We start from the raw sequence: 14675 nt of genomic DNA on the forward strand, positions 1-14675 counted from the left end.
GCCCTCAACTCAAAGAAACAGGTAATTTAGTCACTAACGATTGCTTCGCAGCTTGCGCAATGCGCAACGCCTGTAAACCGTCTCTTCCAGAAACTGGACTTGGGTTATTATGTAGCCACGCATCATAAAATGACTCTAACTCTGTTTTAAAAGCTTGTTGATAACGTTCTAGAAAAAAGTATTCAGGATTTGCTTGCTCGGTGAGCGTATTGGTGTAATGCATCACGGAATGCTTCAGCTGATTATTTGCCAGTAACATCCCTTCCTTGCCAAATACCTCAATCCGTTGATCATATCCATAAACAGCCTGACGACTGTTATCAATTACCCCTAAAGCGCCATTAGCAAAACGCATTTGGATAATTGCCGTATCGATGTCATCCAATGCTTCAAAATCAGGATTAATCAGTACCGCACCCGTGGCATATACTTCAACAACCTCCGATTGCGTCAGAAATCGTGCCATGTCAAAATCATGAATGGTCATATCCATAAACAGGCCGCCGGAGGTTGCACAATACTCCTTAGTAGGACAAGCCGGATCACGAGAAGTAATTTTCACAAGATGTACTGCACCAATGTCACCTGCTTGCACCTGTCGCTGTAGATGCGAAAAACTGGGATCAAAGCGGCGGTTAAAACCGAGTTGTAACAAGGTATTGTTTGCCTGAATTGTTTTGAGTACATCCACAATTTCTTCTTCATGCAAGCCAATTGGTTTTTCACAGAAAATGGCCTTTCCGGCGTCACTTGCACCTTTAATCTGTGCTACATGTAAATTCGATGGAGACGCAATCAAAATGGCATCTAAATTTTGCTGAGCAAGCACTTCCTCAAAATGAGCGTATTGCCCTGCAATAGATAATTTATCTGCCCATGCCCTATCCAGATAAGGATCGGCAATGGCTTGTAACACAAATTGTGGCAAATGGTAGGCGATATTCTCTGCATGCAGTTTACCAATTCGCCCTGCACCAATAATCCCAATACGACATCTTCTTTGTTGGTTTGTACTGTCCATCTCTAATCTCTCACTAATTCAAATTCGTTTGTTTTTATTCCTGGTAATTCATTACCAATATCTCTAACTCGTTTACCTGCTAACAAATTCTTTTCTATTTTTTCTAGGGAAGCTCCCGTAGTCTCTGGTACAAAATAGTAAACAAAGAAAAAGGCGAGCAAGCATAATAAGCCAAATAAAACAAAAGTAAGCACGCCTAAATTTTGATAAATTGCCAGAAAAGAAAGAGAGACCACAAAATTAGCCCCCCATTGCACCACCGTGGCAATGCTCATTGCAAGACCGCGGATGGATACAGGATAAATTTCAGAGATCAAAACCCAGAATAAAGAACCGACACTAATGCAATACCCCATCACATAGACTGATAGTGCTCCTAAGACCCAAAATTTTTGGCTGGGCACTTCCATATTAAATAACAAACCAACTGCAAAAAGACTGAGTGCAGCAATGAGCGTCCCACTTAACAATAAGAAACGTCGACCTAATTTATCTACATAAAAAAAGGTCAGGACCGTAAATAAAAAATTAACTACCCCCATACAAAAAGTAGCTAAAATTGCGTTAGAAACCGGATAAAATCCTGCTGATTCAAAAATCACCGGTCCGTAATACATCACCGCATTGATCCCTGAAAATTGTTGAAATATTCCCAAGGCAACTCCTACGGCCAGAACAAAAATAATAGGCGGCTTAAACAATAAATTATATTTGGGTTGAATTGTATTTAAGTTAGTTTGAATTTCATCAATTTCTTTTTGAATGTTATAACCCACCGGACGAATCCGCTTTAAAGCATGCAATGTCTTATCGATGCCGTATTTTTTCATCAGCCAACGCGGCGAATGAGGAACAAAATGCATTCCTACAAATAAAATTAAGGCCGGAATGCAGCCTATTCCAAATAAAAATCGCCAGCTGTGCGCAGAGTAATCATGAAAAAAATAGCCGATTAAATAAGCAATCGCCTGGCCAAAGGTAATCGCCAAACCATTAATTAATACTAAGGTGCCTCTTCTGTTCGGTGGCGCTATTTCTGCGATAAACAGTGGCGCAATATAAGATGCGATGCCGATACAAATGCCAATGATGAATCGGCCAATTAATAAGAGTATGAGGGAGTGTGTCAGTGCACACAGTGCTGTCCCTAAAATAAACCCCAAAGCAACTGCTTTCAAAAGATAACGCCGACTTAGTTTATCTGCAAAGAGCCCACTCAAAGGAATACCTAGAACACAACCAAGTAAACTGATGCTTACTACTTGAGACCATTGCCATTCTGAAAGGGCTAATTGGGCCATCACCTGATCCTTTACGTCGGCAATTACACTGGAATCAAAACCAAATAAAAAACCACCAAACCCAGCAATCAAGGCAACAAAAAAAATAAATGAATTAACTCCATCATTCATAACATCACTTTCCTTAGCATCATCCGTAATCGATGCTGATGTTATCACCGTATATAGTGAATAAATAGAGGGCAATGAGAATAAATTTAACTAATGTTTTCCTTGGTTTTTTAACATGATGAACATAGTCTATATGACCTACGTGAACGTATGCGTGCCTGAGAAATTATTGTCTCTGAGGCTATCTTCTTATAAAATTTATGCATCAAAGGAACCTGCTTTTTCGGGCACGTATAAACATAGAACACGTAGTAAGCGTAGGCTGGGCTTAACAGCCCAGCCTACATTGGCAAACATACGTTTCGTAACGTAGAACGATGTATTAAACAAGGAATGTAAATGATTACGAGTCAATTGCTTAGAACCATTGTTGCCATTTTTTATCTGAGTGGCGCGCTATTATTTCTTAGTTCTTGTACTGGCAATAAAAATACTGCGTCTCAGAATGCCGGTAGCGAGGAATATGGAACAAATGAATATGGTGGGTGGCGTTAAAGGATTCAATTTGCTCAATAGCCTGATGTGGCAAACCCACTCCCTGCTCGATGCCTAGATCAATATTTGCAGCACTTCCGTAAATAATTAAGTACGGCCCAAGATGTTTTTTGCCTTTTTTCGACTATACTCTCTAATAATTAAGCTCGAAATTCATACAGGCTGTATATTAAAATGACTCCGTCGTGGTACCCATTTCAAACAATTTTCGATAAACTTATTCAAAATAAAAATCAAAATCCTCAAAAAGTTGCATATCGCTTTATCAATAAGGACAGAGAATCAGGTTATATAACCTACGAGGAATTATGTCGCCAAGTGTTTCATTTGGTACATCAAATCCAACAAAGAACAAACCCTCAAGACCGAGTGATACTTTGTACTCAACCTGGTTTGGATTTTATTGTTGGCTTCTATGCGTGTATCGCAACAGGCACTGTCGCTGTGCCGTTGTTTCCACCACTCACAAATATGATGGCCAATCGATTTTTACACATTATCAATAATGTAGATGCCCAATTAATTCTATTTGACAAAAGAACTTCACGAGCATTGCATATTGATCAAAAAATCAACCAATTTGTACCCCATTTGTTAAAACCATTTCTAAATTTGCCAAACATTCCGGAGCATCTCTTTAATAAACTGGAGCATATGCGGCATAATACATTATTCATTGATTCAGCACATAAAATAAATCCACCATCAGAAACAGTTCATTCCTGTACAGAACATGATGTCGCATTCATTCAATATACTTCCGGATCCACTGCAGACCCTAAAGGTGTTTTGGTGACACATGAGAATTTGATAGATAACTCAAACATTATTCAAAAAATGTGTCAAAATTCTGAGGAGTCCATTTCTTACTCCTGGCTTCCTCCTTATCATGACATGGGTTTAATTGCTGGAATTATCCAACCAATATATGCTGGTGCAACAGCAATTATATTACCTACTTTAGATTTCATTGAGCGTCCAGCCCGCTGGGTTGAAGGGGTTTCAAAATATCGTTGCACCGTAACCGGTGGACCTAATTTTGCTTATGAGTTATGTGCATTAAAAACGCCTAAAGATTCACTGCAACAACTGGATTTAAGTTGTTTGCATGTTGCCGCCAATGGCGCTGAGCCAATTCATTATAAAACCATGGAACTATTTTACAGCGCTTTTACCAAAGCAGGACTTAAAAAAAATGTGTTCTTACCCTGCTATGGTTTAGCAGAATCCACACTGATGGTATCGGGTAAAACATGTTTGACCGAAGACAAAACATTGTCAGTGAACTCGAAAAAATTAAAGCATCATGTCGTTGAGTTATGTGATACAGAAAAAAATAAAACCGTACTCGTGAGCTCTGGAAAACCACAGATGCCTTTAAAAATAGTAAATCCTAATGATCTCAGTGAATGTACTGCATCAGAAATTGGCGAAATCTGTATACAAAGTCGATCTGTAGCAAAAGGTTATTTTAATAACCTCGATGAAACGGAGAAAACATTTCGTGCCCGTATAAAAAATAACACAGCAGAAGGCGTTTATCTTCGCACAGGTGATCTTGGTTTTTTACACGAGGGAGAACTGTACGTCTGTGGTCGCATAAAAAATATGATCATCGTTCGAGGCCAAAATTATTATCCTCATGATATTGAGTTGGCAGTAACACATGCTGATCCAGCGCTGCGCAAAGGTTGTGTCGTTGCGTATGCGAGTCAATTGAATCATGAAGAAGGAATCGTTGTTGTCGCGGAACTAAAAGCCCAAACGCCCAAACATTATTATTCTGAGTTAGCCAACAAAATAAATCAAATGCTTGCCCAGGAAATCCATCTCTCAGCCCAACAAATCATATTGCTACCACCCAAATCAATTCCTAAGACCACTAGTGGCAAGTTACAAAGAATTAAATGTAAGGAACTCATTGAAGAACATAAAATCATCCCTTTATTCTCCTATTGCGCGCCAGAGGAGTTGTACGAAAATAATAGGCCGAATCAATTACTGCCTCTTCTTCAAGCTGCACCGGTAGATAAACGTTCTGAATTGTTGCAAAACTATCTGCAACAACTCATTAAAGAGGTGGCGCATTTGCCGCAAGAAAGCGTGATTGATCCAGAACGTCGTTTTATGGAAATGGGTATGGACTCGTTAATGTTCATTGAATTTAAAAACACGCTGCAAGAACTTTTAGACAATACGGTCGCACTCACTAATGATGTATTTTTTGAAAACGATCATCTTATCTCATTGAGTAACTATCTCTTAGAACAACTACATTTAGAAAACACCCTTGAAGAATTGCTTATCCCTAAAAATGTACATCAAGACATACACTTTAAGGGAGGAGAACATGCCATTTTATTATTATATGGACTTAGTGGCACACCTCTTGAACTGATGTATCTCGCCAGACACCTTCATCAGCAAGGGTATAGCATTGAAATTCCGCATATTGATGGATATGCTTTTTTAAAAGATAAAAACACCAATCTCCCCCATGAAGAATGGATAGAATCAGTCGCTCGTTATTTTCAGGATATGAAACAAAAATATAAAACCGTTTCCGTTGGTGGATTATGTGCTGGCTCTATTCTCAGTCTGAAACTTGCCGCATTGTTTCCCTCACAGGTTGAATCTTTGATTATCCTGTCGCCCTCATTTTTTTATGATGGCTGGGCTGTGCCATGGTATTCTTTTTTATCACCACTGATTTATCATACTCCGCTGAAATATTATCTTTACTATAAAGAAAAAGCACCTTATGGCATTAAAAATGCAGAAACACGCAGAATAATTGAAGATGAAATGCAAGAAAATCGATACTCAATTACTGGTGGCTCAAAAATATCCTATTACCGGATAAATGAAGCCAAACGATTAAACAAAAACGTGAAGCAAAATTTAGCAAGCATCAGTTGCCCAGTACTGATGATCCATGCCGTTGAAGATGAAACGGCCAGCCTACGCAATGTTAATTTTATAGAAAATAAGATTAAATCAAAAACCAAGAGAAAGGTCATTCTAACCAATAGTTATCATATTGTTACGGCAGATAATGACAAAGATATAGTAGTTAATGAAACCATTAATTTCCTTAAACAAAACGTATCATAAATAAAGTTTTCTTAAGTTGCTCAAGTCAACCATATTCATCAGCGTAGTACCCGTCTGTCCATTCTATTTTTTATGCAAAACCACCAAAAATACATTTTTCTCCAAAGTGTGCATATAATTTACATAAGAGCCATGTATTAGAGGTACGTATGCCTAGAGTCGATGTGGTAATGGATAGCGGTGGTGCTATAAGTATGGCCGGATCTGATGATGAGCATTTTACCGATGGTTTTGGTGGATGCACTGCATTTTATGCGCGAACTGATTCAGGAGAAATCTACGGGCTTTATCATCTCAGTTCGACTCTTGATCGAGCGCCACAAATGGTAGACGGGGTTTCCGATTCAAATGAACCATTTAGAAACTGGATACGTGACCTAAAAGCACAAACCGCAGGACAACAAGTTCATTTTTTCCTGGGTACTCCTTGGCTTTTTGGAGACCAAGAAAAAGTTGAAAAATCGCACCCCATCTTGGGTATGGAGCGATACTTAAGAAAAATTTGTGCCCAACATGAACTGGAAAATTATGACATTACTTTATTAAATATGATTGATGTTGAGTGCATTTCCATTACCGAACAAGGCATGATGTGTTATGGCTATAATGGAAAAGAATTAGGCACCCCACCGATGGCCAAATACCAAACTGACGAAGAGATTTTTGAACATCTGGGCTGGAGCAATCAAAAATGCCTTCAATACCTCACAGCGGATCCCAATGTAGACTTTGATGGAAGGCTAAGAGAAAAATACAAAGGACGATGTGAGCAAGAGGCGTTAGAAAAACAACAATTAGAAATGCAAGCAAAACAAATAGAGATGGAAGCCGAATACAAAGAGATGGAACAACAAAAACAAGCAAAGCTAGTAGCGATAAAGCAGCCCATTTTAGACGTATTAGGAAATATGGTAGCACAATACCAGCAGCTAGTTGATGAGAGCCCCAAAGGAGATAGCCAAGCAGTTTTTCAGTATCTTTTTGCACAAGAATTACTCGGTGCCGTTGAGTCAGGCGATCTAGGCTTATTACAAGAAATGAAACGACTTGATTATTTCAAACAAGTTACAGAAAAAAGCTCGTTTTCTTCTATTTTCTCAAAAGAACGAACTGAGCTTGGAAAAATTTTTTATCAAGCAGAGCTGGCTCTGACCTCTGCTCAGGCACTCCGCGTCGAAGAAAGCCCATCCATATTACGAAAATAGAAACAATAGAATTTCATTAGCTCAGTTAATAAATGCTATTGTTATAAAATTTCTAATTCTGCAACCAAGTCTTACAAATTGCTACTCAAATAACTAATGCGTGCAACAAAAACATCATGCTAAGATACAAAAAACCTTAGGGTTTGCTTCTATTTGAGCCACCTCACTTAAGATTCTACATAGTGATATAGGAGATCTGCCATGGGACAAGGAGATAAATATGATATGCACTTTAAAATACTTATTCTGGGGGATAGTCGCGTAGGGAAAAGTACTTTGGTGCAACAATTTGTTGGCGAACCCGCTGATGATTATTATTGTGAAAGTTTAGGCGTTGATTTCAAAGAAGCCATACTCAATTTTTTAAATCACCGCATTAAGCTATGTATATATGATGCCTGTGGTAATCCTAAGGTAGACTTTTTATTAAAACCATATCTTTCTATCGTACAAGGTGCTTTTGTCTGTTTCGATGTCACCAACCCCCTCTCATTTTATAATATAGAACGCCATATAAAAAAAATTAAGGAACAGCACCATGATATCCCAATATTTCTAATCGGTTGTAAGTCCGACTTGAGTCATACACATTCAGTAGAAACAGAAAAAATCAAGGAACTGGTGGCGCAACTGGGACTGCCATACTTTGAAACATCGGGGCGCAAAGCAATCAATGTACAGGAGCCTTTTACACAAATAATGCAGCAAATGTATTTTTTGTCACTGCAGCCCTTGCTGCAAAAAATCATACCTACTCTCGAGCAGCACCTTCATAATTATTTGCAATCCACACCTGCATCCAACAATGTTTTTAGCTTATTTGCAGGTCGAAGTGCTCGAGAGAATCTCTTAATAGAGGAGTATAAAAAAAAATTAGCGGCACTTAGCCAAAGCAAAAGTGTACACGAAGTTGAAGCGTTTTTTAGAGCGACTTTAGACATTATTGAACGAGCAGATAACCTTTTTGCCGCTGAAAATCCATTTTTGAGTATGATGGCCACAAGTCCACTATCAAAAACACTTGGAAAAACCTTATTTGATTTAGGCAAAACGACAAAAGATTTTATCGATTTATCTGCCTTAGTCGATGTGAGTCAGTTAAAAATTTAATGAGGTGGTTTTGGGCAAACATTCATGATAGCTTTAGAGAACAAACACCCAGTTTATTGCCAACATCATGAACAATCGCCTTGTGAAAAGCGCCGTATTAAGTCTACTCCTCGTCTACTCAGCGTTGGGTTTTACAGACACTCATCGAGACAGCGTCTCTAAAGAAGAAGTGAATGGTACCTTCCTTATGCACTTTCCGGCACCGCATAATGACATGGCCAATGAACTGACTGTCCGTGCACTGGGTGGTGGAAAAATTAATGTGTCCTTTAAATTAGTCTACCCTTATGTGGTCAATGGCGAGCTACAAGCTAACAGCGGTGAGTTATCCGGAGTTGCCAGCATTAAAGGCGATACGGCCATATATTCGTCATCTGAATATGGTCAATGCACCATTACCATAACCTTCGTTAAACCTGGAGTGTTGTCTGTAAAACAAGAAGGGACTGATGCTGATTGTGGTTTTGGCCATAACGTCTATGCCGATGGAACTTATTATAAAAAATAAAAACAGCCAATTTTGCCCATCGCTCAGGCTGGCATCAGCTTAGACATCAGCACCTTCATAAAAGCATATATAGCCGGATGCAACGAAGTGAAACCCAGGTTATGCTCCCTCAGAACTTCTCCGGCTACTCATAAGTGAACACGTATACTTTTTCTGAGGGTTGCAATAAACGCAACACCAGGATAAGTCATTTCGTTTAGGTTGCTTTCATTTAGTGATTATGATTTGATTTTACTAAAGGGAATTAACAGGCGAGTATTATGATATACATCCTCTATTTGCTTCTCTTCATCAGTCTACTGGTTGTATTACAGCGTAAGTTTATATCATTTAATCAAGTCATTACGACTTTATCTGACATTACATCAAAACGTAATGCTTTAGAACATGAAGATTTATTGACCCTTTTTGATAAATTCAATTACGAACACGACGATGGGGTATGCCACGGCTTTACGTTAACCTGGGCTCAGGAGGCAGCACTTGGAGTGGAACATCAGTTTTACAATCGCCTAAATCTGATTAAAAAAGAAAAAGAAACATTACCCACCTCCTTGCAAACCATTACCGAAAAAATAAAATCCAGTCAGACGCTGTCCTCAAAAGAACGAAAACGCAATGAAATAAAGCCTTTTCTTGAAGCCATCTGTCTGGCTCAATCTCCTGACGATTACTCCGAAATTTATGCACAAACGATTCAGCAGTCTGACACCGATATTATCTATAAAATGATTCAGTTGCACCTCGGTAAGGCCCAAAATACTGTTAAAAATCTCTTCGGTAAAACAATCAGCGTGGCATCGCCTAAAGAGATGCGCGGATTTATGCATCAACTGAATAACCTCCTCGCCATTAAAAATCAGGTTGCAGTGGTATGCAGCAGCGAAGAACACACGGTGGGCTTTAAAAAACATAAAGACAATACCTGGTTATTTATGGATATCAATCACTTATACGAACAAAGTGAAGAGTATCCTTATCAATTGTTAACCAGTGAGGAGCTTGTTCCCGTCCTGTATCAATCCCTTTTTGAAACCAGCAAACAATTGGTATTCCATTGTTCGTTCATTGCAAAAACAGGGCAACGAAAATTAGCACAGCAGCTGCGAGCGCTCGATGACTTATACCCCGCCACCCCAGAGGGCATGCAAATCAGCAATTGTCGTGGCTATGGTCCGCTCGCGCTGGCAGTGCAAAATGATGATAGAAATACAGTACGCGAAATACTACGATTACACAAAAGCGCTCCTGTAATCAGTCAATCCGCATTAGTGAATGCACTTTTTTATGCGGCAGCATGTAATCGAGCGTCCATTATGAATCAACTCAAAAATACGCCCCAAATAGACATCAACCATCCTTGTGATGCTGATGAGAACACCCCGCTTGGCGTTGCCTGCAAATATGGTAATGAAGCGATGGTGCGCTCGTTACTTGCTGATAAGCGTATTAACGTGGATGCACAAAACGCTGAAGCGATGACGCCCTTAATGGTAGCCTGTGCATCATCCTACACCCAAAGAAATCCTACACTCTTTAAGTTGCTTTTAGCGGCCGGAGCCAATGCAGCACTGACCAACCTTGACGACGAAACAGCACTCGATATCGCAAAGAAGCATCATAATAAAGTCGCCATGGATATCATCGCAACGCATCGCTCTAAGCAGGCTCAGCAATCTAATGCCAGTGGTTCGCAGAGCCAACGTTCCAAATGCACACGGCCTGGTATCACGGGTTCATTCTTAAATAATTCTTTTCTTAAAAGGCAGGATAAGTCCATTATGAAGCCCCCGCAAAAAGAGGGCTTCACAGAAACGCAACAGTTACAGGATGAGCCAACAAAAATGTTCTACCTATAAAAATTATTTGGCGGGGAAACAGTTAAGTTGCCTGCACGTGCCATTCCAACGCAGGTGTGCATTAAAAATGTAAAACGCCTAAGCCGACAACCCCAGCAACAATCAAATAAATAGCGACAATATAATTCAATAAGCGTGGCATAAGCAGTATTAAAACCCCCGCAACTATTGAAATAATCGGTGTAAGATGAGTCGTAAGCATATTGTTCTCCTCCGTGAACTCAATCTAATTATAGCAGCCATTCCGATGAAGTCTTATTGGGGCGGTCTTGGATTGAACAAATAAGTGAGCTCCAAAGATATAAATCGCATACCCTCTCCCAAATAACTCAAGCTGATAAAATAAATGAATCTTTGCTTTGAGCCTTGAGATCACGAAGAACTTGGGTCATTTGCCCTGGGATAAGCGCATTTCAAAATGATTGGCACAATGTAGATAGTTAACTCGATCTACCATGATTTTGTTACACCATTAATAAATAATAAACACATTATGTTTTTCTGTGTTAAGCTTGACCAATATATGAAAAGCGAGTTTGGTCATGATAAAAGTTGGACAATTTAATAAATTAAAAATGGTACGGGAAGCTCCATTTGGGGTATATCTTCAAGGAGGAGAATGGGGAGACATTTTATTACCCAATAAATCGGTGCCTAAAGGCGCTTTAGTTGGTGATGTGCTGGATGTATTTGTTTATTTTGACTCTGACGACAAAATTATAGCGACAACAGTGCGTCCTCATGCCAAATTAGGTAGCTGTGCTTATTTAAAAGTGATTGATGTAAATCCTGTAGGCGCTTTCCTTGACTGGGGATTAGACAAAGATTTATTAGTCCCCAAACCAGAACAACACCGACCTATGGAAAAGGGGAAATCTTATCTTGTTTATTTAAAGCAAGATAATCAAGGGCGTATTATTGCCAGCTCAAAAATCGATTATTTTTTGGATAAGACAGAAGCGCACTTTAAGTCAGGTGAGGAAGTGAGTCTACTTATTGCAGATACTACACCGTTAGGACGAAAAGTAATTATCAACAACAGTCACTGGGGTTTAATCCATGCTGGTGATATTTTTCAAACATTAATTTATGGCAAAAAAATAAAAGGCTACATTAAGCAGGTACGCGAAGATGGCAAAATTGATATTGCTTTAAGACAAATAGGTCAAAGCAGCATTAATGAATTAGCACAACGTATTGTATCCAAATTGGAGCAATCTGGTGGTTTTTTAGCATTACATGACAAAAGCGCCCCTGCAGAAATTCAGCAGATATTTTCTGAGAGCAAAAAGAATTTTAAAAGCGCATTGGGACAACTTTATAAACGCGGTTTGATTGATATTGAAGAGCAAGGAATACGTTTACGGACAACAGCCAAGAAGTGTTAACGTTTGCTTCGTGAGGTAGAACGGGCTATAGTTGAACCAAGTCAAATCCCAGTACTCTATTCGATAACATGTCTGAGAAAACCTATTGGGTTTATATTTTACGATGCAACAATCATAGCTATTACACAGGATATACAGACAATCTTGAAAAGCGGTTTCAAGAGCACCTTGCAGGTAAAGGGAGTAAATATACACGCAGCTTCAAGCCCCTCTCCATTGCTCAAAGTTGGGTGATAAAAGGGGATAAATCAATAGCCATGCGAGTAGAACGCTATATTAAAAAACTGTCTAAAGCGCAAAAGGAACAACTCGTACTCAATCCTTATTCTGATACTTTAATCAACATGTTAGCCAATGCGCGTTAGCGACTTTTATTTTAGAAATCGCAAATAAAAACGATGCCGGTGTTTGCCAGCAGCCGCGCCCAAAATCGATCCTTGAAGAATAAGATATCAATGCCTACGATTAAAACGATAAGGATCACGATGTACATTACAATCAATATCTGTTTTGTCATAACATAAAGAATAGTTCACAATAGAACTCATGTTGGCTCTCTAAAAAGATGGGCGTAGATTACACCACTCATATTGTTTATGATGTCACATAGCAATCTGAGCAACTGAACGAGTATCGATGTGTTGTTTGCATGGGGCGTATCAGACTTTACTGAAAATAAGGACTAACCAATAGGCTCATGTGCAGAGCCTTGGAGATAGCAATGGAATACGAAAAACAACAATTGGGTGAAACATCCCTAACTGGTTTCCAAAACCCTCCACTGCCAACAACATCAGCCGAATTTATCACCGTCTTGGCTCATTATCATCGAGGTGAGATCGCACGGATGGCGGGCTGGCGAGACCGAATCGATCGCACCACCAACTGGGCAATTACCGCAGCAGCCGCAATGCTTTCGCTGTCGCTCTCAACTGCGTCTGCACATCATGGGGTACTGTTGTTTGCGATGATACTTGTATTACTGCTTCTTCTCATCGAATCAAGAAGATATCGCTTTTTTGATGTCTACAGAGGACGCGTGCGCCTTATCGAACGCCACTATTTCGCTCCGATGTTCACAGCAGCCAGAGCGATTGAGGAGCATTGGGCAGAAGTTCTAGGACAAGACTTACGTGAGCCTCGCTTTCATATGAGCCTTCGCGAAGCAATGTCGCGGCGACTGCGCAGAAACTATATCTGGATGTTTCTTATTCTATTAATGGCATGGATTCTGAAGATATCTTCTCCCAAGCTGCAAAGTGTCGGCACACATCAGGAAATGGGTATGTCTTTCGGCCAGATCGTGAAAGATGCTGCATTGGGCTCAATTCCTGGATGGGTGGTGATTACAAGTGTTGCTCTATTTTTTGGATGGCTTACCTATATTTGCCTGTATTCTCCCAAATATGTCGGCGAGTTGTCATATGGCGATGTTCATGTTTGATGAATTAAACATTCTTGAGTATCTTTTATCATGATCAAAGTATTAAAGTGGGTAGCGGAAGTCTATCGTAATTGGCGAGATGATAGAGTGGCGAGTCTTGCGGCAGCCCTTGCCTACTACACCCTATTTTCACTTGCGCCAATTTTATTAATTTGTATCACGATAGTAGGCTCTTTATTTGGAGAAGACGCCGCTCGGAGTCAAATATTAACTCAAATAAGTATTGTCGCAGGGGAGCAAGTCTCCACAGAAATTCAAGAAGTTATTAAAAATGCAACGCTCCCAACAAACTCCTTAAATGTGCAAATCATTAGCATTCTCATTTTGTTGTTTAGTGCCACAGGTGTTTTTAGTGAAATTCAAGCCGGGTTAAATATTATTTGGGGGGTTCAGCCGCATCTCAGCAAGAAGCGATTTACGGTCATTAGAAGCAGACTTTTATCCTTTGCTATGGTTTTGACTGCAGCCTTGTTATTATTGATTTCCTTGATCATAACGACCTTGCTTGCTGCCTTAAGTAGCCACATTCATTATTTCATAGGCGTTGATATTTTCTTTGAATTGGTCGTGAGTTACTTTATTTCTTTTATAATCGCCACCCTACTCTTTGCGCTGATGTTTAAACACTTACCTGATGTCAATCTTAAATGGAATAATGTATGGGTAGGTGCCTTAAGTACCTCTTTATTATTCATTTTGGGAAAAATATTCATTGGTTTTTATGTAAATCATGCTCATATCACTTCGATATTTGGTGCGGCAGGTTCTTTAATAATCCTTCTAATATGGGTTTATTATTCAGCACAAATTTTCTTTCTTGGCGCAGAAATATCAAAGATTTATGCCACTAAAAAAAGGGATAGCATTACTCCGCCTAGAAACTCATTGCCCTAGAAAATCAAATGAGTGGGTAACAAGATTTTTATTAATTCTATCAATACTTTATGTGACATGACATATTCCAAGATGCTACTCTCATGTTATGTCCTGGCTTTTGGATAAGCTTGCAAACCATAGTCGATTTGCAACAGGAAGTAAGCAGAACGACTGATTGCTTACCACGAGGCGGCATTTGCTTGATTAAAATAAGCAGACAGACTTACAATTGAACATTCTTTA

Annotated in this window: 13 protein-coding genes; 10 read left to right on the top strand and 3 right to left on the bottom strand. The window is 39.4% G+C overall.

What is annotated here, in order from left to right; all coding sequences use genetic code 11:
• Positions 1 to 4: 4 nt before the first annotated feature.
• Positions 5 to 1021 (bottom strand): inositol 2-dehydrogenase, encoded by a 1017-nt coding sequence (gene iolG / locus BGO44_RS00065; protein WP_273201507.1) that lies wholly within the window; start codon positions 1019 to 1021, stop codon positions 5 to 7.
• Between the two features lie 2 nt (positions 1022 to 1023).
• Positions 1024 to 2433, bottom strand: coding sequence for a sugar porter family MFS transporter (locus tag BGO44_RS00070; protein ID WP_058511172.1), 1410 nt, complete (start codon positions 2431 to 2433; stop codon positions 1024 to 1026).
• Positions 2434 to 2772: 339 nt separating this feature from the next.
• Here BGO44_RS00070 and BGO44_RS00075 point away from each other — a divergent pair, with 339 nt between their 5' ends.
• The 6 genes from BGO44_RS00075 to ankG all read left to right on the top strand — a co-directional run bounded on the left by BGO44_RS00075 (position 2773) and on the right by ankG (position 10724).
• Positions 2773 to 2928 (top strand): hypothetical protein, encoded by a 156-nt coding sequence (locus tag BGO44_RS00075; protein ID WP_273201504.1) that lies wholly within the window; start codon positions 2773 to 2775, stop codon positions 2926 to 2928.
• 174 nt (positions 2929 to 3102) lie between these two features.
• Positions 3103 to 6042 carry an AMP-binding protein gene (locus BGO44_RS00080; RefSeq protein WP_273201503.1) on the top strand — a complete coding sequence of 980 codons (2940 nt, stop codon included), beginning with the start codon at positions 3103 to 3105 and terminating at the stop codon, positions 6040 to 6042.
• A gap of 149 nt (positions 6043 to 6191) precedes the next feature.
• Positions 6192 to 7247 carry a hypothetical protein gene (locus tag BGO44_RS00085; RefSeq protein WP_273201500.1) on the top strand — a complete coding sequence of 352 codons (1056 nt, stop codon included), beginning with the start codon at positions 6192 to 6194 and terminating at the stop codon, positions 7245 to 7247.
• Between the two features lie 201 nt (positions 7248 to 7448).
• Positions 7449 to 8357: a Rab family GTPase gene (locus BGO44_RS00090; RefSeq protein WP_058511175.1), complete on the top strand. Its 909-nt coding sequence runs from the start codon at positions 7449 to 7451 to the stop codon at positions 8355 to 8357.
• A 67-nt stretch (positions 8358 to 8424) separates the two neighbouring features.
• Entirely contained in the window at positions 8425 to 8865 is a 441-nt protein-coding gene (locus BGO44_RS00095) for a hypothetical protein (protein WP_237760478.1), read from the top strand.
• 260 nt (positions 8866 to 9125) lie between these two features.
• Positions 9126 to 10724, top strand: a complete 1599-nt coding sequence (gene ankG / locus BGO44_RS00100) for a Dot/Icm T4SS effector AnkG/AnkZ/LegA7 (protein ID WP_273201497.1) — start codon at positions 9126 to 9128, stop codon at positions 10722 to 10724.
• A gap of 61 nt (positions 10725 to 10785) precedes the next feature.
• Here ankG and BGO44_RS00105 read toward each other — a convergent pair whose 3' ends face one another.
• A complete protein-coding gene (locus BGO44_RS00105) occupies positions 10786 to 10926 on the bottom strand; it encodes a DUF3096 domain-containing protein (RefSeq protein WP_083503952.1) in 141 nt (46 codons plus the stop codon).
• 340 nt (positions 10927 to 11266) lie between these two features.
• Between BGO44_RS00105 and BGO44_RS00110 the strand changes: the two genes are divergently transcribed.
• From BGO44_RS00110 to BGO44_RS00125, 4 genes are all read left to right on the top strand, one after another.
• Positions 11267 to 12112, top strand: a complete 846-nt coding sequence (locus tag BGO44_RS00110; protein WP_273201494.1) for a CvfB family protein — start codon at positions 11267 to 11269, stop codon at positions 12110 to 12112.
• Between the two features lie 68 nt (positions 12113 to 12180).
• Entirely contained in the window at positions 12181 to 12477 is a 297-nt protein-coding gene (locus tag BGO44_RS00115) for a GIY-YIG nuclease family protein (protein WP_058511178.1), read from the top strand.
• Between the two features lie 356 nt (positions 12478 to 12833).
• Positions 12834 to 13556 carry a DUF2270 domain-containing protein gene (locus BGO44_RS00120; RefSeq protein WP_273201492.1) on the top strand — a complete coding sequence of 241 codons (723 nt, stop codon included), beginning with the start codon at positions 12834 to 12836 and terminating at the stop codon, positions 13554 to 13556.
• 30 nt (positions 13557 to 13586) lie between these two features.
• Positions 13587 to 14450, top strand: coding sequence for a YihY/virulence factor BrkB family protein (locus BGO44_RS00125; RefSeq protein WP_273201489.1), 864 nt, complete (start codon positions 13587 to 13589; stop codon positions 14448 to 14450).
• Positions 14451 to 14675: the final 225 nt, after the last annotated feature.

Source organism: Legionella sp. 39-23 (genome assembly GCF_001897665.1).
Lineage (GTDB): Bacteria > Pseudomonadota > Gammaproteobacteria > Legionellales > Legionellaceae > Legionella > Legionella steelei.

Bases quoted from the DNA above. Each gene is read 5' to 3' on its own strand.
- iolG (WP_273201507.1), bottom strand. From the start codon at position 1,021: ATGGACAGTACAAACCAACAAAGAAGATGTCGTATTGGGATTATTGGT.
- BGO44_RS00070 (WP_058511172.1), bottom strand. From the start codon at position 2,433: ATGAATGATGGAGTTAATTCATTTATTTTTTTTGTTGCCTTGATTGCT.
- BGO44_RS00075 (WP_273201504.1), top strand. From the start codon at position 2,773: ATGATTACGAGTCAATTGCTTAGAACCATTGTTGCCATTTTTTATCTG.
- BGO44_RS00080 (WP_273201503.1), top strand. From the start codon at position 3,103: ATGACTCCGTCGTGGTACCCATTTCAAACAATTTTCGATAAACTTATT.
- BGO44_RS00085 (WP_273201500.1), top strand. From the start codon at position 6,192: ATGCCTAGAGTCGATGTGGTAATGGATAGCGGTGGTGCTATAAGTATG.
- BGO44_RS00090 (WP_058511175.1), top strand. From the start codon at position 7,449: ATGGGACAAGGAGATAAATATGATATGCACTTTAAAATACTTATTCTG.
- BGO44_RS00095 (WP_237760478.1), top strand. From the start codon at position 8,425: ATGAACAATCGCCTTGTGAAAAGCGCCGTATTAAGTCTACTCCTCGTC.
- ankG (WP_273201497.1), top strand. From the start codon at position 9,126: ATGATATACATCCTCTATTTGCTTCTCTTCATCAGTCTACTGGTTGTA.
- BGO44_RS00105 (WP_083503952.1), bottom strand. From the start codon at position 10,926: ATGCTTACGACTCATCTTACACCGATTATTTCAATAGTTGCGGGGGTT.
- BGO44_RS00110 (WP_273201494.1), top strand. From the start codon at position 11,267: ATGATAAAAGTTGGACAATTTAATAAATTAAAAATGGTACGGGAAGCT.
- BGO44_RS00115 (WP_058511178.1), top strand. From the start codon at position 12,181: ATGTCTGAGAAAACCTATTGGGTTTATATTTTACGATGCAACAATCAT.
- BGO44_RS00120 (WP_273201492.1), top strand. From the start codon at position 12,834: ATGGAATACGAAAAACAACAATTGGGTGAAACATCCCTAACTGGTTTC.
- BGO44_RS00125 (WP_273201489.1), top strand. From the start codon at position 13,587: ATGATCAAAGTATTAAAGTGGGTAGCGGAAGTCTATCGTAATTGGCGA.